Here is a 23,277-nt window from a genome sequence, read left to right as displayed (position 1 = left end):
AGATTGCCGGATGGCGGCTTTGCCTTATCCGGCCTACAGCGACAACTGTTACTCCGCAATTTCCTGTTTACGGTTACGCACTTTAAAGCCGATCCAGAACACCAGAATCACCGACAGTACCGCCGGGAAGAAGTTAGAGCCAATATCCGGATATTCAGCACGTACCACGGTGCTGTACAACAGAACGCCGAGAATAAAACAGGCGGCAGCCAGGCCCGGTAGCCCCACAGGCATAGTGCGGTTCTGATAGCGTTGATGCAGACAATAAACCGTCAGCACCAGCGAAATAATCGGAAATACTGAGAATGGCACAATGGAGCTAAACAGCGCCGCAAATGTGCCATTGATCGATAAGCCAGCAACCAGCGCCAGCAGCAGCGTACCTTTATCTTGACCTGACTGTTTCATTGCTTGTCCTTCTCGTTACTCGGAGTGGTGCGTCATCTTCTCTTGTTCACGGCGGTACCAATAAAATGCGCCTTTCGCGATCATGCGCAGTTGCAATACCAGCCGCTCTTCCAGCTGCCGACGCTGTTCAGCGCCAACATCCAGTGCTTCTGCCCCGGCGCTGAAAACAATGGTTACCATGGCTTCGGCTTGCGCTTCAGTAAACGCACGAGGCATATGGTTTTCGAGTTCCAGATAGTCCGCAAGTTCCGCAATGAAGTGCTGAATTTCACGTGCGACCGCTGCACGAAACGCTGCGGAAGTCCCCGAACGCTCGCGCAATAATAAACGGAAGGCGTTGGGATTGTTGCCGATGAACTCCATAAATGTTGAGACCGAGGTGCGGATCACACTCCCGCCTTTAGCGATGCGCTGACGCGCCTGGCGCATCAACTGGCGCAGCATCAGACCACTCTCGTCCACCATCGTCAGACCGAGTTCATCCACATCGCGGAAATGGCGATAAAACGAGGTTGGCGCAATGCCCGCTTCACGAGCGACTTCGCGTAAACTGAGGCTGGCAAAACTACGCTCAGCGCTGAGTTGACTAAATGCGGCTTCTACCAGCGAACGCCGGGTTTTCTCTTTTTGTTGCGCTCTAACGCCCATCACGATGTCTGAATCCTTCCACATACCTTGCTGGCACTATACCAGAGATTAGGCGGTTGGCATGGCTTTGTGAATGATTGTTTACGCGCAGTTTGTGCTTCGACTTCGCAAAAAAGCACAACGATAATTGGGTTATCCTGACAACGATGTTACTATTCTGTTGCTTTTATGTATAAGAACAGGTAAGCCTGACCATGTCACATTCCTACGATTACGATGCAATAGTAATAGGTTCCGGTCCCGGCGGCGAAGGCGCTGCAATGGGTCTGGTTAAGCAAGGAGCGCGCGTCGCGGTAATTGAGCGCTATCATAACGTCGGCGGAGGCTGTACCCATTGGGGCACAATCCCGTCGAAAGCGCTCCGCCACGCAGTCAGCCGTATTATCGAATTCAATCAGAACCCACTTTATAGCGACCATTCCCGACTTCTTCGTTCTTCTTTCGCCGATATTCTCAACCACGCTGATAACGTCATTAATCAGCAAACGCGTATGCGGCAAGGATTTTACGAGCGTAACCACTGCGAAATTTTGCAGGGCAATGCCCGTTTTGTTGATGAACACACGATCGCCCTGGAATGCCACGACGGTACAGTGGAAACACTCACCGCAGATAAGTTTGTTATTGCCTGTGGCTCACGCCCTTATCACCCAACTGACGTCGATTTTTCGCACCCACGCGTTTACGACAGTGATTCTATCCTCAGCCTGCATCACGAACCTCGCCATGTTCTGATTTATGGCGCAGGCGTGATTGGCTGTGAATATGCGTCGATCTTCCGTGGAATGGACGTAAAAGTTGATTTAATTAACACCCGCGATCGCCTGCTGGCATTCCTCGATCAAGAGATGTCCGATTCGCTCTCATACCACTTCTGGAACAGCGGCGTGGTCATTCGCCACAATGAAGAGTATGAGCGAATTGAAGGCTGTGATGACGGCGTCATCATGCACCTGAAATCCGGTAAAAAGCTGAAAGCAGACTGTCTGCTGTACGCCAATGGTCGCACCGGTAATACCGATTCGCTGGCACTGGAAAATATTGGTCTGAAAACCGACAGTCGCGGGCAGCTCAAAGTAAATAGCATGTATCAGACCGCGCTGCCGCACGTCTATGCCGTTGGCGATGTGATCGGTTATCCGAGCCTGGCATCGGCGGCCTACGACCAGGGACGCATTGCCGCCCAGGCACTGGTCAAAGGCGAAGCCACCGCGCATCTGATTGAAGATATCCCGACCGGGATTTATACCATTCCGGAAATCAGCTCCGTCGGTAAAACCGAACAGCAGCTAACGGCAATGAAAGTCCCATACGAAGTCGGTCGCGCCCAGTTTAAACATCTGGCGCGGGCGCAAATCGTCGGTATGAGTGTCGGAACGCTGAAGATCCTGTTCCATCGCGAGACCAAAGAGATTTTGGGGATCCACTGCTTTGGGGAACGCGCAGCCGAAATTATTCATATCGGTCAGGCGATCATGGAGCAAAAAGGTGGTGGTAACACCATCGAGTACTTCGTTAACACCACCTTTAACTACCCAACCATGGCAGAAGCCTATCGGGTAGCGGCGCTAAATGGCTTAAACCGCCTGTTTTAACGCACTGTCGAAATGGCCATCCATTGATCCCCGGATGGCCTCTGCCAGCTGTTCATAACGGCTGCGCAGCGGCGAACCAGGACGGTACACCAGACCAATCGTACGACGCGGTTCGGGTTTAATGCATGGCAGATAAACGACACCATCACGCTTACGCTCCGGCGGAACAGCCAGCGCAGGCAGTAAGGTAATCCCGCTTCCTGCCGCCACCATGTTACGCAGCGTTTCCAGACTGGTTGCCCGAAAATGGGTATCTTCATCAGCACCCGCTTCAAAGCAGAAGCCCATTGCCTGATCGCGCAGGCAGTGGCCATCTTCCAGCATCAGCAGTTTTTCACCTGCTAAATCTGACATCGGCACACAGTCACGGTTTGCCCATGGGTGATCTTCATAGATCGCCAGCAGCATAGGCTCATCAAATAGCGGTACTTCGATGAACGCCTCACTCTCTTTCACCAGCGCCAGAATGACGCAGTCGAGCTTACCGCTATCCAGTTGTGCCAGCAGCTGATGTGTCTGCGCTTCATGCAGGTACATTTCCAGTTTCGGGAAGGTCTGGTGCAACATAGGGATAATATGCGGCAACAGGTATGGCCCCACCGTTGGGATCAAACCAATGTGCAGCGGGCCTGACATTGTCTCGCCTTGTTGGCTTGCCATTTCCTTGAGCACTTTGACCTCGCGCAGCACGGTACGCGCCTGATCCACCAGCAGTAAACCTGCCTGAGTGAACAGCACTTTACGACTCGTACGCTCCAGCAGCATAACGCCAAGCTCATCTTCCAGTTTGCGGATTTGCCCGCTAAGCGTTGGCTGGCTGACGTGGCAGGAGTCCGCCGCTCGCCGGAAGTGACGATGCTCGGCTAGCGCCACCAGGTATTCAAGATCACGAATATTCATTATTCATCCTCCATCGCCACGATAGTTAATGGCGATAGGTAGCATAGCAACGAACGATTATCCCTATCAAGCTTTCTGTTTAATAATGCACCACAGAAACGGAACGGTACCCTTTAACCCTTGAAGCGCCTGTCCGTTCTCATACTCGAAATAACTAAAGCCAACGTGAACTTTTGCGGACCTCTGGTCCGCATTTTTTTGCATAAAAAAGCCCGGCTTAATGCCAGGCTCTGATAACTTTTTGCCTGATGACGCTACGCTTGTCAGGCCTACAACAACAAAGGTTATGCGAGACGCGCCTTTGCATCGTCGATCGCCTGCGCAACCTGCTGGGGTGACACGCCGCCTTTCGCCGCACGTTTATCCAGACAGGATTGCAGTGAGAGTATCGGATAGACATCATCGCCAATGACGCTGCTGAACTTTTGCAAGTCAGCAAGCGACAGCGCTTCCAGCGGTTTGCCCTGACGAATCGCCTCAACCACCGTCTCACCTACGATATGGTGTGCTTCTCTGAACGGAAAACCTTTGGCAACCAGATAATCCGCCAATTCAGTGGCGTTGGCATAACCCTGCTGCGCCGCTTCCTGACAACGCGGACGTTTCACCTGGATGCCATCCAGCACCAGCGCGGCCATATGCAGACAGTCCAGCCAGGTGTCGAGCGCGTCGAACAGCCCTTCTTTGTCTTCCTGCATATCTTTGTTGTACGCCAGCGGCAGACCTTTCAGTGTCATCATCATGCCGGTCAACGCACCCTGCACGCGACCGCATTTGCCACGGATCAGCTCTAATGCATCCGGGTTTTTCTTCTGCGGCATCAGAGATGAACCTGAGGTCACACGATCGGACAGCTCGACAAAGCCCGCTTCACCGGTGTTAAAGAAAATCAGATCTTCAGCAAAACGCGACAGATGCACCATGCCGATAGAGGCATCAGAGAGCAACTCCAGTACATGGTCACGATCAGAAACGCTGTCCAGGCTGTTGCGGGTCGCCGAGGCAAAGCCCAACCAGCCCGCCAGCTGCTCGCGATCGATTTCATACGCCGTACCCGCCAGCGCGCCGCAGCCTAACGGACTAACGTCCAGACGCTTAAGCGCGTCCTGCAGACGGCTCTCGTCACGTGCCAGCATTTCGACATAAGCCAGACACCAGTGAGCAAACGTCACCGGCTGTGCACGTTGCAAGTGCGTGTAACCCGGCATAACCGCGTCCTGATTATCTTGCGCGGTGTCGACCAACGCGCTTTGCAACTGACGATTAGCAGACAGCAGTTCCATGACCGTGTCTTTGCACCACAGTTTAAGATCAGTTGCCACCTGGTCATTACGGCTACGCCCGGTGTGCAGTTTTTTACCTAACTGCCCGACTTTATCAATCAGCTTGCCTTCCACCCAGCTGTGAATATCTTCAGCATCGCTTTGCAGGATCTGCTGCGGATTCGCGCGAACCTCTTCCAGCAGATTATTCAACGCTTCTTCCAGTTGCAGTTGTTCATCAGCAGTCAGTACGCCGACGGTTACCAGCGCTTTGGACCAGGCCACAGAGCCGACAATATCCTGCTCTGCCAGGCGGTAGTCAAAACGCAACGAGTCGTTGAACTGTTTGAACCGCTGATCTGCTGCCTGTGTAAAACGCCCACCCCAAAGTGCCATAACGAATTTCCTTAATATGATATTTTTGCCCGGTGGCGCTACGCTTACCGGGCCTACAAAACCCATCCAGGCCGGATAAGGCGAAGCCGCCATCCGGCACATTAATAGTTAAGCCAGAATACGCGTACCAATCGGCGTGCCGTTAAACAACGCCGGGAGTTGCTCAGCATGACGCCAGGAAGCGATATCTACCGGGCGGCCCAGCGTACGCGCAGCATCCAGCGCCGCATTGACCTTCACGATCATGCCATCGGTAATAATACCCTGCTCAATCAGCTGTTCCGCTTTCGTCGCGGTCATTTCGGCAATACGCTGGCCTTTGCCATCCAGAATACCGCTCACATCAGAAAGCAGGATCAGATCCGCACCCAGCGTTGCCGCCAGCGCCGTCGCCGCCTGATCGGCATTAACGTTCATCAACAGCCCATCCTCAGTAACGCCAATGGAACTCACTACTGGCAGAAAACCCCCTTCCAGCAGCGTGTTAATCAGCTTAGGCGAACCCGGCTGCGCCAGTCCAACGTGACCCAACTCTTTATCTAGTGGCGTCACTTTTACACTGTCGCCATCGCCAAGATACAGACCCACAGAGGCAATTTGATGTTTCTTCGCCCAGGCCAGCAAGGTTTTATTCGCCGTTCCCGCCAGTGCCCCTGTGATGATGTCGATTTGATCGGCTGGCGTAACACGCAGACCATTTTTCTTTTTCACCGGCAGATTGAGTTGTTTCATCAGCTCGTCGACGACACAGCCACCACCGTGCACAATGACCAGCGGACGCTGGTGCGACTCGCGATAATTTACCAACGCGGTAAACAGACGCTCCAGCGCCTCTTCGCTATCCAGTAAAACGCCGCCCAGCTTGATAATTAATGGATTCATCATTGCACCCTTAAATAAGAGACTGCGTCTCAGCAAAGCCGAAACGGATATTTGCGCACTGCATCGCCTGTGCCGCCGCGCCCTTCAATAAGTTATCTTCAGTCGCTACCACAATCAGATGTTCGCCCTGCACTGCAAATCCGATATCACAGAACGGTAAGCCAACCACGTTTTTCAGTGCCGGAACGCCTTTTTCATACAGACGCACCAGTGGTTTATCGCTATATGCCTGTTGCAACGTCTGCGCTACCTGAGCCTGAGTTACACCCGCATTCAGACGGCAGGTAATGGTTTCCAGGATCCCACGTGGGAAATTGCCCAGATGTGGAGTGAAGATCACCTCCGTACCCAGATGAGTCGCGATTTCCGGCTGATGGCGGTGAGTAAACACGCCATACGGTTGCAGGCTCACTTCACAAAAGCTGTTCGAAATAGCGGCCTTACGGCCCGCACCGCTCACCCCACTGGTGGCGTTAATCACCGGCCACTGACGGAGATCCAACAGCCCGGCATCAATCAGTGGTTTCAGCGACAATTGTGCTGCCGTCGGGTAACAACCCGGCACAGCAATCAAATTCGCGTCTTTCAGTCTGTCTGCGCTCCACTCAGCCAGACCGTATACCGCCTGTTCCAGCAGTTCAGGATGCTGATGGGTAAAGCCATAGTATTTCTCATAAAATGCGCCGTCGTTTACGCGGAACGCGCCTGAGAGGTCAAACACCACACACCCGGCACGCAGAAACTGCGGTGCCAGATCATGACTGACCTCATGAGCCGTCGCGAGAAACACAACGTCCACCCCTGCGCTAAACTCGCTGATATCGGACATTGGCTGTAACGGCAAATCGACAATGCCTTTTAGCTGCGGATGTAAATCGGAGATTAATTTTCCTGCATCATTGCTTTGCGCTGAGACGGTCAAAGCGGTTATGGTCATATCAGGATGGCGATTTACATAGGTCACAAGCTCTGCGCCAGCGTAGCCACTCGCGCCCACAATCAGCGTATTCAACATCGGAGCTGTTCACCTTCTTAGATTCGGTTGCCAGGTATAAGCCTTTATCACCTCACCTTACACTTGGTGGGTTTTATTACGCTCAACATTATTGTATTTTTATTCACAAATACTGCATGAATATTGATACTATCATGACCCGAGGTGTGTCAACAATGAAAAACAATTTACCGCCATTTATCGAGATTTACCGCGCTCTGATTGCCACGCCATCGATTAGCGCAACCGAAGAAGCGCTCGATCAAAGCAATGCAGGTTTAATCACTCTGCTGGCGAACTGGTTTAAAGATTTAGGCTTCAATGTTGAAGTTCAGCCTGTTCCTGGTACGCGCAATAAATTCAACATGCTGGCGAGTGTCGGGCACGGTGCTGGCGGCCTGTTGTTGGCAGGCCATACCGATACCGTACCTTTTGACGATGGCCGTTGGACACGCGATCCCTTCACCCTCACCGAACACGACAATAAGCTTTACGGTCTGGGTACGGCGGATATGAAAGGCTTTTTCGCCTTTATTCTCGATGCACTGCGCGGTGTGGATGTAACGAAACTGAAAAAACCACTCTACATTCTGGCTACCGCTGATGAAGAAACCAGTATGGCCGGCGCACGTTACTTTTCTGAAACGACCTCGCTCCGCCCGGACTGTGCAATCATTGGCGAACCGACATCTCTGCAGCCCGTTCGCGCGCACAAAGGCCATATCTCCAACGCAATTCGAATTTTGGGTCAGTCGGGTCACTCAAGCGATCCGGCACGCGGCGTGAATGCGATTGAACTGATGCATGATGCCATCGGCCATATCATGAAGCTGCGCGATGACCTGAAAGAACGCTATCACCATGACGCCTTTACCGTGCCGTACCCCACGTTAAATCTGGGCCATATTCATGGCGGCGATGCTGCTAACCGTATCTGCGCCTGCTGCGAACTGCATATGGATATTCGCCCGCTACCGGGTATGACGCTTAACGATCTGAATGGGCTACTCAACGATGCGCTGGCCCCGGTCAGTGAACGTTGGCCGGGTCGCCTGACCGTATCGGAACTGCATCCGCCGATTCCTGGCTATGAGTGTCCGCCGGATCATCAGCTGGTCGAGGTGGTTGAGAAACTGCTGGGCGCACAGACTGAAGTAGTGAACTACTGCACCGAAGCGCCCTTTATCCAGACGCTGTGTCCGACACTGGTATTGGGTCCCGGTTCTATTAATCAGGCACATCAGCCGGATGAATATCTGGAAACACGCTTTATTAAGCCAACCCGCGAATTAATCACCCAGGTTGTGCACCATTTCTGCTGGCATTAGCGGCTTGTTGCCCTGACAACCCTTTAGGGGTAATTGGGGCGATTTCTTAACATTTCCATAAGCAACGCTTATTTGGTTCGATGTGAATTAAATAACGTAAATTGCCGCCATTTTTTCGTTTGCTGAACCGATTTCGCAGCAATTGACGCCACGAGTTTTACGTGGCTTTATAAAAGACGGCTAAAAAGTTAAGCCCGAAAAATACAGGGCTAATAATTTCAAGATGGGGTGTCTGGGTAAATATGAACGAACAATATTCCGCGTTGCGTAGTAATGTCAGTATGCTCGGCAAAGTGCTGGGAGAGACCATCAAGGACGCGCTGGGAGAGAACATTCTCGACCGCGTAGAAACAATCCGTAAGTTGTCCAAGTCATCCCGCGCTGGCAATGAAGTTAATCGCCAGGAACTGCTCACCACACTGCAAAATCTGTCTAACGACGAGCTGCTGCCCGTTGCCCGCGCATTTAGCCAGTTCCTGAATCTGGCCAATACCGCCGAGCAGTACCATAGTATTTCGCCAAAAGGCGAAGCTGCCAGCAACCCGGAAGTGATTGCTCGCACCCTGCGTAAATTGAAAGACCAGCCCAACCTCGATGAAACCACCATCAAGAAAGCCGTGGAATCGCTGTCTCTGGAGCTGGTGTTGACCGCGCACCCAACCGAAATCACCCGCCGCACCTTGATTCATAAAATGGGTGAAGTAAACGCATGCCTCAAACAGCTTGATAATAAAGACATCGTCGATTACGAGCGCCACCAGCTGATGCGTCGTTTGCGTCAGTTGATTGCTCAGTCCTGGCATACGGATGAAATCCGTAAACTACGACCAAGCCCGGTTGATGAAGCCAAATGGGGCTTCGCAGTGGTTGAAAACAGCCTGTGGGAAGGCGTACCCAACTACCTGCGCGAGCTAAATGAACAGCTGGAAGAACATCTGGGCTATAAGCTACCTGTCGATTTTGTTCCGGTACGTTTTACCTCCTGGATGGGCGGCGACCGTGATGGTAACCCGAATGTCACCGCAGATATCACCCGCCATGTGCTGCTGCTTAGCCGTTGGAAAGCCACTGACCTGTTCCTGAAAGACATCCAGTTTTTGATTTCTGAACTGTCGATGGTTGAAGCCACACCGGAACTGATGGCGCTGGTCGGTGAAGAAGGTGCGGCAGAACCTTATCGCTATCTGATGAAAATGCTGCGTTCACGTCTGATGGCAACTCAGGCCTGGCTGGAAGCGCGTCTGAAAGGCGAAAAACTGCCAAAACCTGTTGGCCTGCTAACCCAAAACGAACAGCTTTGGGAGCCGCTGTACGCGTGTTACCAGTCTCTGCAGGCCTGTGGTATGGGCATCATCGCCAATGGCGAGTTGCTCGACACCCTTAGGCGCGTGAAATGTTTTGGCGTACCGCTGGTACGCATTGATATTCGTCAGGAAAGCACTCGTCATACCGAAGCACTGGGCGAACTGACCCGCTATCTGGGAATTGGCGACTACGAAAACTGGTCAGAAGCGGATAAACAAGCGTTCCTGATCCGCGAGCTGAATTCCAAGCGTCCGCTGTTGCCGCGTCACTGGGAGCCGAGCAACGATACCCGTGAAGTGCTCGATACCTGCCGGGTGATTGCCGAAGCGCCTTATGGCTCCATTGCTGCCTATGTTATCTCAATGGCGAAAACACCGTCTGACGTACTGGCCGTGCATTTACTGCTGAAAGAATCCGGCATTGGTTTTGCTATGCCTGTTGCCCCGCTGTTTGAGACGCTGGACGACCTGAACAACGCCGATGATGTCATGAGCCAGCTACTGAATATCGACTGGTATCGCGGCTTTATTCAGGGCAAACAGATGGTCATGATTGGCTACTCTGACTCCGCAAAAGATGCGGGCGTGATGGCGGCCTCCTGGGCGCAATACCAGGCACAGGACGCGCTGATCAAAACCTGCGAAAAAGCCGGTATCGAACTGACGCTGTTCCACGGTCGCGGCGGCTCCATTGGTCGCGGCGGCGCGCCTGCCCATGCGGCACTGCTCTCTCAACCGCCAGGCAGCCTGAAAGGCGGCCTGCGCGTGACAGAACAAGGTGAGATGATCCGCTTTAAGTACGGCCTGCCGGAAGTCACCATCAGCAGCCTGTCGCTGTACACTGCCGCAATTCTGGAGGCTAACCTGTTACCGCCGCCGGAGCCAAAAGATAACTGGCGTCATATCATGGATGAGCTTTCAGATATCTCCTGCGATCTCTATCGTGGATATGTTCGTGAAAACAAAGACTTCGTTCCTTACTTCCGTTCCGCAACACCAGAGCAGGAACTGGGCAAGTTACCACTCGGCTCACGTCCGGCAAAACGTCGCCCGACCGGTGGCGTAGAGTCTCTGCGTGCTATTCCGTGGATCTTCGCCTGGACGCAGAACCGCCTGATGCTTCCGGCCTGGCTGGGTGCGGGTACGGCACTGCAAAAAGTGGTTGAAGACGGTAAGCAAAGCGAGCTTGAAGCAATGTGCCGTGACTGGCCATTCTTCTCCACGCGTCTTGGCATGCTGGAGATGGTGTTCTCAAAAGCTGACCTGTGGCTGGCGGAGTACTACGATCAGCGCCTGGTCAAAAAAGAGCTTTGGCCATTGGGTGAAGAACTGCGTCAGCGTCTGGAAGCCGATATCAATGTGGTGTTGGCAATCGCCAATGACTCACATTTGATGGCCGATCTACCATGGATTGCCGAGTCTATTCAGTTAAGGAATATTTATACTGACCCACTGAACGTCTTACAGGCCGAATTATTATATCGTTCGCGCCAGGCAGAAGAGCAAGGTCATGCACCAGACCCACGCGTCGAACAAGCGCTGATGGTGACAATTGCTGGCGTTGCTGCCGGCATGCGTAACACCGGCTAATTTTTATGCCTGTCACCCTCGTGCTATTGCGCGAGGGTGATATAAAATACTGCTGTCATAACCATCTCATTTTTAATATATTCCTGTCTGCATTTTATACATCCAATGGATATTTGTTAGCAGAACGCGATTTTCGACTCGCATTGCTTCAGATCCTCTTAATGTTTAGCCGCTAACGTTGGCGCTACGATTAAAGACAGGCTCACACTATGCAATCCTTACAACTCCAGTCTAAACCCAAATTTAGCTGGAAAGCCCTGGGTTGGGCACTCCTCTATTTTTGGTTCTTCTCTACCTTACTCCAGGCCATTATTTATTTTACTGGCTATAGCGGAACTAACGGATTACGCGACTCAATACTGTTCAGCTCATTGTGGTTGATTCCGGTATTCTTATTCCCGAACCGTATTCGCATTATCGCTGCCGTTATTGGTGTGGCACTCTGGGCTGCTTCATTGGCCGCGCTGAGTTATTATGTTATTTACGGACAAGAATTCTCACAAAGCGTTCTGTTCGTCATGTTTGAAACCAACGCCAACGAAGCCCGCGAATATCTGAGCCAATATTTCAGTCTCAAGATCGTACTTATCGCACTGGCCTACACAGCAACCGCAATCCTACTGTGGACGCGTTTACGCCCGGTTCATATTCCTTCGCCATGGCGTTATCTGGTGTCATTTGCGCTGTTGTACGGTTTAATTCTGCACCCAATGACCGTCAATACGTTTATCAAGCATAAGCCTTTTGAGAAAACGCTGGGCGGCCTTGCATCGCGCATGGAGCCTGCCGCGCCATGGCAGTTCATCTCTGGTTATTATCAATACCGTCAACAATTGACCGCATTAAATAGCCTGCTGAATGAGAACAACGCACTGCCACCACTGGCTAACTTTAAAGACAATTCTGGTGATGCTCCGCGTACGCTGGTGCTGGTGATTGGCGAGTCAACTCAACGTGGCCGCATGAGCCTGTACGGCTACCCACGTGAAACCACGCCGGAACTGGATGCGCTGCATAAATCCGATCCAAACTTCACCGTTTTCAATAATGTCGTGACCTCACGTCCGTACACGATTGAAATCCTGCAACAGGCGCTGACCTTCGCGAACGAGAAGAACCCGGATTTATATCTGACGCAGCCGTCGTTGATGAATATGATGAAACAGGCGGGTTATAAAACCTTCTGGATCACCAACCAGCAAACAATGACCGCCCGTAACACCATGCTGACCGTATTTTCCCGGCAGACAGACAAGCAGTTCTATATGAACCAGCAGCGTACCCAAAGTGCGCGTGAATATGACAGCAACGTACTGGCGCCGTTTAAAGAAGTCATGGCCGACCCGGCTCCGAAAAAGTTCATCATCGTTCACTTGCTGGGTACGCACATTAAATACAAATTCCGCTATCCGGAAGGACAGGGCAAGTTTGACGGTAATACCGAGAACGTACCTGCAGGTCTGAGCAGTGATGAACTGGAGTCATATAACGATTATGACAATGCCAACGTCTATAACGACCATATCATTGCCAGCCTGATCAAAGACTACAAAGCAACTGATCCAAACGGCTTCCTGCTCTACTTCTCTGACCATGGTGAAGAAGTGTATGACACGCCGCCACATAAAACGCAGGGCCGTAACGAAGATAGCCCAACGCGCCATATGTATACGGTACCGTTCCTGCTGTGGACGTCTGAAAAATGGCAGGCTGCGCACCCACGCGACTTCTCACAGGACGTTAATCGCAAGTACAGCAGCTCTGAACTTATCCATACCTGGTCAGATTTGGCCGGCTTTACGTACGACGGTTTCGATCCGACCCGTTCTATTACCAGCCCGGAGTTCAAAGAGACGACCCGCTGGATTGGTAATCCGTACAAGAAAAACGCCCTGATTGATTACGACTCCCTGCCTTACGGCGATCAAATCGGGAATCAGTAATGCCCTCTCAGGCCACTCTTTAAGAGTGGCCTTTTTTTATGATGACGGTTACTGTTTCCCTGTCCACGAGCTGTCAGGGATTCACATGTATCACAACATCAGCCACCTACTTTCCCGCCTGATTAACGGCCCCACGCCGCTGCGGCAGATTTATTTTGCCAGCACCACTAGCACAACGCCGGAACTGGCGTATCAGGTCGATTTTCCCAGGCTGGAAATTGTGCTGGAAGGTGAATTTGCGGATTCTGGTATCGATAAGGTGCTTACCCCCGGCGATGTCTTGTTTGTTCCGGCTGGCGGCTGGAATATTCCGCAGTGGGTCACACCGGTCACGACACTCAGCATTCTGTTCGGCAAACAGCAACTGGGTTTCAGCATCGTCCAATGGGACGGCAAGCAATATCAAAACCTTACCCACCAGCACGTCGCTCGGCGTGGGCCGCGTATTGGCTCTTTTCTGCTGCAAACGCTCCATGAGATGCAAATGCAGCCACAGGAGCAGCAAACGGCCAGGCTAATCGTTGCGAGCTTGCTGAGCCACTGTCGCGATCTGCTCGGCAGCCAGATCCAAACCGCATCACGTAGTCAGGCGCTTTTCGACGCCATTCGCAGCTATATTGACGAACGCTACGCTTCGCCGCTCACCCGTGAATCCGTCGCACAGGCGTTTTACATTTCACCCAACTACCTCTCCCACCTGTTTCAAAAAACGGGCGCTATCGGGTTTAACGAATACCTGAACCACACGCGACTGGAACACGCAAAAACGTTGCTCAAGGGTTACGAGCTGAAGATCAAAGACGTGGCGCACACCTGTGGGTTTATTGACAGCAACTACTTCTGCCGCCTGTTTCGCAAGAATACTGAACGTTCGCCGTCAGAGTATCGTCGGCAATATCACAGCCAGTTGACGGAGAAAAAAACTGACCAGTAATAGTCGCATACTGGGACAGAAAACGGAGACAAAGGTAACATTTACTGGATTTTTGTATTATCAAAAAACATATACCAGCACATATCACTTACATGTGAAGTATCTCTCACTTTTTTAGACATATTACATTTATCCAGCTTTTGGCAGATTTGTCAGATAGCGCCGCGTGACGAAACACTCTTATCCTGTGCATAGCAAAGCAACCCGGCAACGGGCAGCTAACGGAAAACGTAGAGGGTGTTTTTGTATGGAACTTTATCTTGATACCGCCAACGTCGCAGAAGTCGAACGTCTGGCACGCATCTTCCCTATCGCGGGCGTCACCACCAACCCAAGCATTGTGGCAGCAAGCAAAGAATCTATCTGGGATGTACTGCCACGCCTGCAGAACGCCATTGGCAAAGAGGGTATTCTGTTTGCCCAGACCATGAGCCGGGATGCGCAGGGCATGGTGGAAGAAGCTAAACGCCTGAGCAACGCCGTGCCCGGTCTGGTGGTGAAGATTCCCGTCACGGCTGAAGGTCTGGCCGCGATCAAAATGCTGAAAAAAGAGGGTATCACCACACTGGGAACCGCCGTTTACAGTGCTTCTCAGGGGCTACTGGCTGCGCTGGCTGGGGCAAAATATATCGCACCTTACGTTAACCGTATTGACGCTCAGGGCGGCGACGGAATTCGCACAGTACAAGAACTGCAAACATTGCTGGAACTGCATGCGCCAGACAGCATGGTGTTGGCGGCCAGCTTTAAAACTCCGCGTCAGGCGCTGGATTGCTTGCTGGCAGGATGTGAAGCAATCACCCTGCCATTAGACGTAGCGCAACAAATGCTCAATACCCCTGCGGTAGAGTCAGCGATAGAGAAGTTTGAGCAGGACTGGAACAACGCATTTGGTCACATCAACCTGTGAGGGAAATAAAGTATGGATCGCATTATTCAATCACCTGGTAAGTACATCCAGGGTGCTGATGTTATTACCCGTCTTGGCAGCTACCTCAAACCACTGGCAGAGCGCTGGCTGGTCGTTGGGGACAAGTTTGTCTTAGGCTTTGCCCAACCTGCGCTGGAAAAAAGCTTCCATGACGCCGGATTGGCGCTGGAAATTGCACCATTTGGCGGCGAATGTTCGCAAAACGAAATCGACCGCCTGCGTGGCGTAGCGGAAAAAGCGCAATGCGGGGCCGTGCTCGGTATCGGCGGCGGTAAAACGCTGGATACCGCCAAAGCCCTGGCGCACTTTATGGGTGTACCGGTCGCCATTGCGCCAACCATCGCCTCCACCGATGCACCGTGTAGCGCACTGTCCGTCATTTACACTGATGCCGGTGAATTTGACCGCTATCTGCTGCTGCCGAACAACCCGGACAGGGTCATTGTTGATACCAAAATTGTCGCGGGCGCACCGGCGCGTCTGCTGGCAGCAGGTATCGGCGATGCGCTGGCAACCTGGTTTGAAGCACGCGCCTGCTCACGCAGCGGCGCAACAACCATGGCGGGTGGTCAGTGTACTCAGGCGGCGCTGGCGCTAGCAGAGCTGTGCTTCAATACACTGATAGAAGAAGGTGAAAAAGCGATGCTGGCCGCCGAGCAGCACGTGGTCACGCCTGCACTGGAGCGCGTAATTGAAGCCAATACCTATCTGAGCGGCGTCGGTTTTGAAAGCGGTGGCCTGGCTGCGGCACACGCCATTCATAACGGTCTGACGGCAATCCCGGATGCGCATCACTACTACCACGGTGAGAAGGTGGCTTTCGGTACATTGACGCAACTGGTGCTGGAAAACGCGCCGGTAGACGAAATCGAAACCGTGGCAGCGCTGTGCCATTCCGTTGGCTTGCCGATTACCCTGGCGCAACTGGACATCAAACAGGATATCCCGGCGAAAATGCGTATTGTGGCAGAAGCGGCTTGTGCCGAAGGCGAAACTATCCACAACATGCCGGGCGGCGCCACGCCGGATCAGGTTTACGCTGCGCTGCTGGTGGCCGATCAGTATGGCCAGCGGTATCTGCAAGAGTGGGAATAACCTGCCAATAAAAATCCCCGCAAATGCGGGGATTTTTTTATTCCTACGATGCCGGACCCGCACAAGCGGCATCCGGCATCGTCTGTTACAGCAGATCGAAACGATCCAGGTTCATCACTTTCACCCATGCGGCCACGAAATCTCTCACGAACTTCTCGTGGGCATCGCTGCAGGCATAAACTTCAGCCACTGCGCGCAGTACAGAGTTAGAACCAAATACCAGATCGGCGCGGGTTGCGGTGTATTTTACTTCGCCGCTCAGACGATCACGGCCTTCAAACAGCTCTTTTGACTCATCAACCGCCTTCCACTCATGACGCATATCCAGCAGATTGACGAAGAAGTCAGTGCTGAGTACGCCAGGACGATCGGTAAAGACGCCATGCTGGCTACCATCAAAGTTGGCACCCAGTACGCGCATCCCGCCCACCAGTACGGTCATTTCCGGTGCTGTCAGGGTCAGCTGCTGCGCTTTATCGATCAGCAGCGACTCGGTGGTCGACACGTCAGGACGGGCACGATAGTTACGGAAACCATCTGCAATAGGCTCCAGCAGCTCAAACATCTCGATATCGGTTTGGTCCTGACGCGCATCTACGCGGCCCGGAACAAAAGGTACAGTGATGTTAACACCCGCCGCGCTTGCCGCTTTCTCGACACCGACCACACCGGCCAGCACGATAATATCAGCCAACGAGGCGGTATGAGCAGATTTATAAATACCTTCCAGCACAGGCAGAACGCGTGCTGCGGTGGCATTCACATCCCAGCCGCGCTGTGGATCCAGCGCCAGACGCGCACCGTTAGCGCCACCACGTTTGTCACCACCACGGAAAGTCGATGCGGAAGCCCACGCCACCGATACCAGCTCACTGACAGAAAGTCCGGAAGCTGCAATGGTCGCCTTCAGGTTAAGAATGTCTTCTTCGCTTGGGTTGAAGAACGCATGCGGCAGTGGATCCTGCCAAATCAGATCTTCTTGCGGTACTTCCGGTCCGATGTAACGCGCTTTCGGCCCCATATCACGGTGCGTCAGTTTAAACCACGCACGGGCAAAGGCTTCGTTGAACGCCTGCGGATCGTTAAGGAAACGACGAGAGATCTTCTCGAACTCAGGATCAAAGCGCAAGGTCAGGTCGGTGACCAGCATTGTTGGCTTGCGTTTTTTCGACGGATCAAACGGATCGGGGATAATCTCCGGTGCGTCAACCGCTTCAAACTGAATAGCGCCTGCCGGGCTGCGAGTTTGCACCCACTCATATTTGAACAGGTTCTCGAAGAAATAGTTGCTCCACTGGGTCGGAGTCTGCGTCCAGACAACTTCCAGACCAGAAGTGATGGCATCTGCACCCGAGCCGCTGCCGTAGCTGCTGGCCCAGCCCAGGCCCTGCGCTTCAATTGGTGCGGATTCCGGATCAGGACCAACATGGGATGCTGGTGCTGCACCGTGGGTTTTGCCCAACGTATGACCACCACCAATCAGCGCGACAGTTTCTTCGTCGTTCATTCCCATGTTACCGAAGGTCGCGCGAATAGCCGCTGCCGCAGAAAGCGGTTCGCCGCTATGGTCCGGCCCTTCCGGGTTCACATAGATAAGGCCCATTTCGGTTGCGCCCAGCGGCGCTTTTGCCAACTCTTCAGGATGGCGGTGAGTCAGCCAGGCTTTCTCATCACCCCAGTTTACGTCCAGATCCGGTTCCCAGACGTCTTCACGCCCTGCGCCAAAACCGAAGGTACGGAAACCTGAGTTTTCCAGCGCCACGTTACCCGCGAGGATAAACAGGTCGGCCCAGGAAATTTTCTGACCATATTTCTGCTTGATTGGCCACAGCAGACGACGCGCCTTATCAAGGCTAACGTTGTCCGGCCAGGAATTCAGTGGTGCAAAACGCTGCTGTCCGCGACCCGCGCCACCGCGTCCATCGATGGAGCGATAAGTCCCTGCACCGTGCCATGCCATACGGATGAATAAACCGGCATAGGTACCCCAGTCGGCAGGCCACCACGGTTGAGATTCGGACAGAAGGGCTCTGAGATCCCCTTTCAGGGCAGAATAGTCGAGTTTGCTAAATTCTTTGCGGTAGTTGAAGTCCTCGCCCAGCGGGTTCGAACGGTTGGAATGTTGGTTCAGCAAATCTACACGGAGTTGATTAGGCCACCAGTCGCGGTTGTTCGTTCCTGCTCCCGCGCTCTGGTCGTGACCGCCCTGATGAAAAGGACACTTACCGGCAGTTGATGCGTTTTGGCTATCGTCGGACATGCTCATCTATATGCTCCCTTTACAGTGTTCTGACTACGATATACACCACCAGAGATAAGATATAGTCGAAATAACCCACAGATTCGATAGCTAATTCCTTTTATATTTTACGTTACAGAGATGTAGATCAAAATGATCAATAAAAAGCCCTCCGTAGAGGGCTGGGGCATCTGTTTAATTCGGTCTTACACCCAGTGTGTGACAAATAGCGTAGCTCATCTCAGCGCGGTTGAGCGTATAGAAGTGAAAATCTTTCACCCCTTCGCGACTGAGGATTTTCACCATGTCCATGGCGATATTCGCCCCTACCAGCTTGCGGGTTTCGGCATCATCATCCAGACCATCAAACATTGTCGACATCCAGGAAGGGATACGAACATTGGTCATGTCGGCAAATTTTTTCGCCTGCTTAAAGTTGGAGACTGGCAGGATACCCGGAATAATTTCCACATCGATACCCGCAGACACGCAGCGATCGCGAAAACGCAGATAGCTTTCTACATCGAAGAAGAACTGGGTAATCGCACGGTTCGCACCGGCGTCAACCTTACGCTTCAGGTTCAGCAAATCAGCCTGAGCACTCTTTGCTTCCGGGTGCACTTCCGGGTAAGCCGCAACGGAGATATCAAAGTCAGCAACGTCTTTCAGCAGCGTCACCAGGTCAGAAGCATACATATCCGGTTTACCACTTCCCGGCGGCAGGTCACCACGCAGGGCCACAATATGCCGAATACCGTTGTTCCAGTAGTCCTGAGCAATGGTACGCAGCTCATCACGGGTCGCATCAATGCAGGTCAGGTGCGGCGCCGCTTCAAGACCCGTGCGATCCTTAATGCCTTTAATAATGCTGTGCGTACGGTCGCGCTCACCAGAGTTTGCACCGTAAGTGACTGAAACAAACTTCGGCTTCAGGCTGCTCAGGCGATCGATGGAGTTCCACAGGGTTTGCTCCATTTCACTGGTGCGCGGCGGGAAAAACTCAAATGAAACGTTAATCTGACCGGCAACTTCTGCCAGGCTCTGATTCAGGGCTTCCCGCTGGTTGGCGTGAAAAAAGCTCATACCTTACCTCATCAATCTTTTGTCGTTATATGTTGTGTTGTGAACTGCTATACGTTTAGACGTCTAGATGTAAAAATGACGGAAAAGCATGCTGGCGTCAACACAAAAATCATCGCTAAAGGTGAGGAATACTCAGCCAACGTGAAAAAAATTCACATCAGTCTGAATTGATGAGGGATTGCGTCATGAGTTCTTGCACCCACTGCAACCGGCTCTCATTTTCAGGCAACATCACTAACCCGGCACGGATACACAGCTCAGCATCGCTCAGTGGATGGAATACCACGCCCTGGCGCTGGATAGCAGCAAATGAAGCCGGGAGCAAACTTAAACCATCGCCCTGGGCAATCCGCGCAAGCAGCACATCATGCTCCAGTGGTTCTTCAAGACAGGAAGGAGAGTAACCAGCGCGGTGGAAAATCTGCCGGGTATAGTCAAAGAAAGCCGGGTTACGTTCCCGCTGGAACCAGAACAACGGTCGGTGGTTGAGTGCCGATAAGGAAAGAGAAGCCGTACAAGCCTCTGACCAAAAGGAGGGTAATGCAGCAATTATCGGCTCTTGCCAGGCTAAAGGGGTGACGGTAAGCCCAGATGCCTCAATAGGCAAAGCCACCAGCGCCGCATCCAGTTTGCCTCGCCTTACCTGACGAACAAGTTCAGGTGAGCCGTGACGCATGACACGCAGCATTTTTACACGAGCATTTAGCGTTGATTCAAGCGCCACAAAAACGCCCTGTTCAAACGCCGTGCTTAATCCTAAACGCAGAGGTTGCACCTCCATCTGCGCCAACTGGCTCAATGCAATATAGGTCTTGTCCTGTAGCGCCAGCAGCGGACGCACCATTTCAAGTACGCGCTGGCCGTCCTCCGTCAGCGTAAGCCCACGGGTATGACGGACAAAAAGCGTCACCCCCAGGCGTTCTTCAAGCTGGCGAATATGACGGCTTAGCGGCGGCTGCGACATAAAAAGACGTTGCGCCGCACGGCTCATGTTGTTCTCTTCGGCCACTACGGTGAAGTAGCGCAGCAGACGGATATCCAGAGAGTGCAGGGGCGATATTGTCATACCAAAAAAGTATCACGGAAACGGTATTATCCCAATCATTCTGCGCGCTCTATCCTCACGCCACAGACCACACGATAGAGGAAGAAATGATGCTTTCAGAACGCTTTATTACCGGCCAGGAGATGTTGCAAAAAGTAGATGGCAAAGGGGGCGATGCAGTCATCGAAAGTCTGCAGGACATTGCGCCAGACTTCGCCCAATACCTGATTGAATTTCCTTTTGGCGACATCTATTCAAGACCGGGGCTGGATTTACGCAGTAGAGAAATAGCTACCGTCGCGGCATTAACTGCGCTGGGTAACGCCACACCGCAACTGAAAGTACATATTGGCGCGGCATTACACGTGGGTTTAACGCAGGATGAGATCGTTGAAGTGATTATGCAGATGGCCGTATATGCTGGCTTCCCCGCGGCACTCAATGGTTTGTTTGCCGCGAAAGAGGTGTTTGCCTCTCACAGAGGCTAAAACAACAGGCCAGCGGATTGTCTGCTGGCCTGAGCTCGCTACGGTTTCACATCTGCCACACGCATGCCTTTGAGTTGCTCATCCGTCAGCGGATTTCCCGCTTTGAAATAATCAACAACCGCATTAGAGATGTAGTAGCCTCCGGATGTATTTCGCGCTTTACCTTCGGTAAATGCGGCAAAACCATCACCACCGTCCGCCAGGAAGCTATTGGTGGCAATGTGATAGATGGTGGCGTCTTCAATGGGTTGGCCGTTTAACGTCAATACGGTGACTCGCTGACCGACCGGTTTACTGCTGTCATACTTCATCTCCAGGCCTTTAGATACCTGCAAAACACCGTTACTTAAACTCGCACCGTGCTCCATCAAACTACGCAACTGCTTACCGGTGAGATCCATTGTGGCCAGCTCGTTCGGGAACGGGAAGGTGCTAATGACCGCCCCCATGGTGATGGCTCCTGCGGGGACTTCATTACGGATGCCGCCTGAGTTAGTAAGCGCTAACTGGGTATCTTTACCTGCCGCTACCAGCAACGCATCCGCCGCCAGATTGCCCAACGAAGAAGATTCACCGTAAGCACGCGTCAGCTCAACCGGAGAGTTTGCAACCGTTTGTTGTACCACCTTATCAAGCTTTTTATTCCAGCCATCGATGACCTGTTTCGTCTGCGGGTCTGGCTGCCACTCATCCGCAAAAATGGTCTTTAGCTCGAAGTTCTTCACGGTAAATTGATGCGGTTTCTGCTGATAATCCAGCACCAGTTTACCCACATCAATGCCCCCGCTGTCGGTGGAAAGAATCAGGGTGTTACCGACTTTAATCGGCTCCGGCGTGCCCACATGCGCATGACCGGTGATCAGGATATCCAGCCCCTGCACCTGGCCTGCGGTCTGGATGTCTTTATCCAGCGCACGGCGCACATCGGTGCCGCCCAGACTGGACTGACGCGCTGGCGTGCCTTCATGGATCAGCGCCACGGTGAGATCGACTTTGCCTTTAAGCTCATCGATATAGCGTTGCAACCACTTCACTTCATCGCGCGCTTCAATACCGACACGTGTCGCAGCGGAAACCGTATCATCAAAAGCAAACACGCCGTGCAGGCCAATCACACCAATCTTCACGCCATCTTTTTCAATAATGGTGTAAGGCTTATCCCAGAACATTTTGCTGCTGTTCTGATAAAAGATATTGCCCTGCACGATGGGAAATTTCGCCTGACTCAGTTGCAGTAGCGTATTGTCCCAACCGTGATCGAATTCATGATTACCCATGGTGACAGCATCAAAATTCATGGTGTTCATGATATCGATAATCGCCTTACCCTTGGTCAGACTGCTGATATACGGCCCGGTAAAATAATCACCGGCATCAAAAAACCAGGTGGCGCTGTTTTTCGCTTTCTCCTGCTTCACCATCGTCGTGATATTGGCCCAACCGCCAATGTCACGCGTGCCATTAGCAATCCATGGGACTTTATAAGGTTCAACGTGGGCGTGAAGATCGTTGGTATAAATAATTGTGACATCTTTGGCACTCGCCCAGAGCGGCAACGATACCAGAACACCAACAGCAAGCATTTTTAACTTCATAATCAATCCCTTTCAGTCATATAAAGAATCGCTACGTTACGTTCTGAAAGGGTTTTTTATGTGAGAAAACTCACATCCACCGGTGATAGTCGCGGGTCAAAATCAACGACCATTAAAAATCGTTGGTAATACGATGACATCTCCGTTCACTATCAATTGCTGTAAATCCTTTGGCTGCCAAAATCTGGGACTGGCGAGCTCAGCAGATTACAGCTGGCCAGAGTATCGGCTGGGTTATGCCGCACTGCATTGCCGGGCATGCGGCAGCTATCCCCCGCTGTTTAATGAGGAACAGTTTGGTAGGTGGTTGTCAGCATATTTAACGGATTTTGCCGCCCAAAGCAGTCATTTTTGCCCACGTTGTTATCAGCGGGAAACCATCCTCTATGGACATAACCCTCAGGGCAGCCAACGCGTTCAGTGCCGGAGCTGCAAAAAGGTCTGGACACCAAAGCAGCAACCGCTTGTCGCCATCCAACCGCCCGAACAAATCGCAACAGTCTCTCTGATCGTACCTTTTCAGGGCGCCAGTGCAGATCAGCAACTCTATGTGTTGCTCAGTTTTGACGCTATTCGCGGTAATATTCTGCATATTTCCAGTAATTTCACGCCCCATC

Annotated in this window: 18 protein-coding genes and 1 pseudogene; 9 read left to right on the top strand and 10 right to left on the bottom strand. The window is 52.4% G+C overall.

Annotated features, from left to right (window positions below; all coding sequences use genetic code 11):
* Positions 1-48: 48 nt before the first annotated feature.
* Together JTI85_RS02365 and fabR are read right to left on the bottom strand one after the other, a co-directional pair.
* Positions 49-408 (bottom strand): YijD family membrane protein, encoded by a 360-nt coding sequence (locus tag JTI85_RS02365; RefSeq protein WP_003825114.1) that lies wholly within the window; start codon positions 406-408, stop codon positions 49-51.
* Between the two features lie 15 nt (positions 409-423).
* Positions 424-1,059, bottom strand: a complete 636-nt coding sequence (gene fabR, locus JTI85_RS02360) for an HTH-type transcriptional repressor FabR (RefSeq protein WP_003028862.1) — start codon at positions 1,057-1,059, stop codon at positions 424-426.
* A 191-nt stretch (positions 1,060-1,250) separates the two neighbouring features.
* Here fabR and sthA point away from each other — a divergent pair, with 191 nt between their 5' ends.
* Complete coding sequence (gene sthA, locus JTI85_RS02355) at positions 1,251-2,651, top strand: Si-specific NAD(P)(+) transhydrogenase (RefSeq protein ID WP_040233022.1); 1,401 nt, start codon at positions 1,251-1,253, stop codon at positions 2,649-2,651.
* On the opposite strand, the gene oxyR is transcribed toward sthA, so the two are convergent.
* The 4 genes from oxyR to argC all read right to left on the bottom strand — a co-directional run bounded on the left by oxyR (position 2,634) and on the right by argC (position 7,106).
* Positions 2,634-3,551, bottom strand: a complete 918-nt coding sequence (gene oxyR / locus JTI85_RS02350) for a DNA-binding transcriptional regulator OxyR (RefSeq protein WP_003028858.1) — start codon at positions 3,549-3,551, stop codon at positions 2,634-2,636. The two genes, sthA and oxyR, sit on opposite strands and share 18 nt — an antisense overlap.
* Before the next feature lie 284 nt (positions 3,552-3,835).
* Positions 3,836-5,209, bottom strand: coding sequence for an argininosuccinate lyase (argH, locus tag JTI85_RS02345; RefSeq protein ID WP_219352051.1), 1,374 nt, complete (start codon positions 5,207-5,209; stop codon positions 3,836-3,838).
* A gap of 108 nt (positions 5,210-5,317) precedes the next feature.
* A complete protein-coding gene (gene argB / locus JTI85_RS02340; RefSeq protein WP_137378532.1) occupies positions 5,318-6,094 on the bottom strand; it encodes an acetylglutamate kinase in 777 nt (258 codons plus the stop codon).
* A gap of 7 nt (positions 6,095-6,101) precedes the next feature.
* Positions 6,102-7,106 carry an N-acetyl-gamma-glutamyl-phosphate reductase gene (argC, locus tag JTI85_RS02335; RefSeq protein ID WP_116361113.1) on the bottom strand — a complete coding sequence of 335 codons (1,005 nt, stop codon included), beginning with the start codon at positions 7,104-7,106 and terminating at the stop codon, positions 6,102-6,104.
* A 155-nt stretch (positions 7,107-7,261) separates the two neighbouring features.
* Between argC and argE the strand changes: the two genes are divergently transcribed.
* The 6 genes from argE to JTI85_RS02305 all read left to right on the top strand — a co-directional run bounded on the left by argE (position 7,262) and on the right by JTI85_RS02305 (position 16,210).
* Entirely contained in the window at positions 7,262-8,413 is a 1,152-nt protein-coding gene (gene argE / locus JTI85_RS02330; RefSeq protein WP_061066984.1) for an acetylornithine deacetylase, read from the top strand.
* 242 nt (positions 8,414-8,655) lie between these two features.
* Positions 8,656-11,307: a phosphoenolpyruvate carboxylase gene (gene ppc, locus JTI85_RS02325; RefSeq protein WP_048213977.1), complete on the top strand. Its 2,652-nt coding sequence runs from the start codon at positions 8,656-8,658 to the stop codon at positions 11,305-11,307.
* A 209-nt stretch (positions 11,308-11,516) separates the two neighbouring features.
* The gene (locus JTI85_RS02320; protein ID WP_061066983.1) at positions 11,517-13,250 is read left to right on the top strand and encodes a phosphoethanolamine transferase CptA; all 1,734 of its coding nucleotides are present in this window, start codon (positions 11,517-11,519) and stop codon (positions 13,248-13,250) included.
* Between the two features lie 85 nt (positions 13,251-13,335).
* Positions 13,336-14,184, top strand: coding sequence for an AraC family transcriptional regulator (locus JTI85_RS02315; protein WP_219352049.1), 849 nt, complete (start codon positions 13,336-13,338; stop codon positions 14,182-14,184).
* 247 nt (positions 14,185-14,431) lie between these two features.
* Positions 14,432-15,094 (top strand): fructose-6-phosphate aldolase, encoded by a 663-nt coding sequence (fsa, locus tag JTI85_RS02310; protein ID WP_219352048.1) that lies wholly within the window; start codon positions 14,432-14,434, stop codon positions 15,092-15,094.
* A 12-nt stretch (positions 15,095-15,106) separates the two neighbouring features.
* Complete coding sequence (locus tag JTI85_RS02305; protein WP_048213981.1) at positions 15,107-16,210, top strand: glycerol dehydrogenase; 1,104 nt, start codon at positions 15,107-15,109, stop codon at positions 16,208-16,210.
* Positions 16,211-16,295: 85 nt separating this feature from the next.
* Here the strand turns inward: JTI85_RS02305 and katG are convergent, their stop codons facing one another.
* The 3 genes from katG to JTI85_RS02290 all read right to left on the bottom strand — a co-directional run bounded on the left by katG (position 16,296) and on the right by JTI85_RS02290 (position 20,598).
* Positions 16,296-18,476 (bottom strand): catalase/peroxidase HPI, encoded by a 2,181-nt coding sequence (gene katG / locus JTI85_RS02300; RefSeq protein ID WP_061066979.1) that lies wholly within the window; start codon positions 18,474-18,476, stop codon positions 16,296-16,298.
* Positions 18,477-18,644: 168 nt separating this feature from the next.
* Positions 18,645-19,532: a methylenetetrahydrofolate reductase gene (gene metF, locus JTI85_RS02295; RefSeq protein ID WP_005121692.1), complete on the bottom strand. Its 888-nt coding sequence runs from the start codon at positions 19,530-19,532 to the stop codon at positions 18,645-18,647.
* Between the two features lie 157 nt (positions 19,533-19,689).
* The gene (locus tag JTI85_RS02290) at positions 19,690-20,598 is read right to left on the bottom strand and encodes a LysR family transcriptional regulator (RefSeq protein ID WP_061066978.1); all 909 of its coding nucleotides are present in this window, start codon (positions 20,596-20,598) and stop codon (positions 19,690-19,692) included.
* A gap of 89 nt (positions 20,599-20,687) precedes the next feature.
* On the opposite strand from JTI85_RS02290, the gene JTI85_RS02285 reads away from it, so the two are divergent.
* On the top strand, positions 20,688-21,065 hold the full coding sequence (locus JTI85_RS02285; RefSeq protein WP_048213984.1) for a carboxymuconolactone decarboxylase family protein: 378 nt from the start codon (positions 20,688-20,690) through the stop codon (positions 21,063-21,065).
* Positions 21,066-21,103: 38 nt separating this feature from the next.
* Here the strand turns inward: JTI85_RS02285 and JTI85_RS02280 are convergent, their stop codons facing one another.
* Positions 21,104-22,660: a bifunctional UDP-sugar hydrolase/5'-nucleotidase gene (locus JTI85_RS02280; RefSeq protein WP_219352046.1), complete on the bottom strand. Its 1,557-nt coding sequence runs from the start codon at positions 22,658-22,660 to the stop codon at positions 21,104-21,106.
* A 133-nt stretch (positions 22,661-22,793) separates the two neighbouring features.
* On the opposite strand from JTI85_RS02280, the pseudogene JTI85_RS21200 reads away from it, so the two are divergent.
* Positions 22,794-23,277, top strand: a pseudogene (locus JTI85_RS21200) (cytoplasmic protein); the annotation flags it as partial.

It is taken from the genome of Citrobacter sp. Colony219, assembly GCF_019382635.1.
GTDB lineage: Bacteria > Pseudomonadota > Gammaproteobacteria > Enterobacterales > Enterobacteriaceae > Citrobacter > Citrobacter youngae.
The sequence above is the reverse complement of the archived record's forward strand: the minus strand, read 5'-3'. Positions and strand labels throughout refer to the sequence as shown.

Excerpts from the sequence above, each read along its gene's own strand:
- argH (WP_219352051.1), bottom strand. The coding sequence starts at position 5,209 with ATGGCACTTTGGGGTGGGCGTTTTACACAGGCAGCAGATCAGCGGTTC.
- metF (WP_005121692.1), bottom strand. The coding sequence starts at position 19,532 with ATGAGCTTTTTTCACGCCAACCAGCGGGAAGCCCTGAATCAGAGCCTG.
- JTI85_RS02280 (WP_219352046.1), bottom strand. The coding sequence starts at position 22,660 with ATGAAGTTAAAAATGCTTGCTGTTGGTGTTCTGGTATCGTTGCCGCTC.
- JTI85_RS02305 (WP_048213981.1), top strand. The coding sequence starts at position 15,107 with ATGGATCGCATTATTCAATCACCTGGTAAGTACATCCAGGGTGCTGAT.
- JTI85_RS02290 (WP_061066978.1), bottom strand. The coding sequence starts at position 20,598 with ATGACAATATCGCCCCTGCACTCTCTGGATATCCGTCTGCTGCGCTAC.
- katG (WP_061066979.1), bottom strand. The coding sequence starts at position 18,476 with ATGAGCATGTCCGACGATAGCCAAAACGCATCAACTGCCGGTAAGTGT.
- JTI85_RS02315 (WP_219352049.1), top strand. The coding sequence starts at position 13,336 with ATGTATCACAACATCAGCCACCTACTTTCCCGCCTGATTAACGGCCCC.
- ppc (WP_048213977.1), top strand. The coding sequence starts at position 8,656 with ATGAACGAACAATATTCCGCGTTGCGTAGTAATGTCAGTATGCTCGGC.
- JTI85_RS02285 (WP_048213984.1), top strand. The coding sequence starts at position 20,688 with ATGCTTTCAGAACGCTTTATTACCGGCCAGGAGATGTTGCAAAAAGTA.
- JTI85_RS02365 (WP_003825114.1), bottom strand. The coding sequence starts at position 408 with ATGAAACAGTCAGGTCAAGATAAAGGTACGCTGCTGCTGGCGCTGGTT.
- argC (WP_116361113.1), bottom strand. The coding sequence starts at position 7,106 with ATGTTGAATACGCTGATTGTGGGCGCGAGTGGCTACGCTGGCGCAGAG.
- fsa (WP_219352048.1), top strand. The coding sequence starts at position 14,432 with ATGGAACTTTATCTTGATACCGCCAACGTCGCAGAAGTCGAACGTCTG.
- JTI85_RS02320 (WP_061066983.1), top strand. The coding sequence starts at position 11,517 with ATGCAATCCTTACAACTCCAGTCTAAACCCAAATTTAGCTGGAAAGCC.
- argB (WP_137378532.1), bottom strand. The coding sequence starts at position 6,094 with ATGATGAATCCATTAATTATCAAGCTGGGCGGCGTTTTACTGGATAGC.
- argE (WP_061066984.1), top strand. The coding sequence starts at position 7,262 with ATGAAAAACAATTTACCGCCATTTATCGAGATTTACCGCGCTCTGATT.
- oxyR (WP_003028858.1), bottom strand. The coding sequence starts at position 3,551 with ATGAATATTCGTGATCTTGAATACCTGGTGGCGCTAGCCGAGCATCGT.
- sthA (WP_040233022.1), top strand. The coding sequence starts at position 1,251 with ATGTCACATTCCTACGATTACGATGCAATAGTAATAGGTTCCGGTCCC.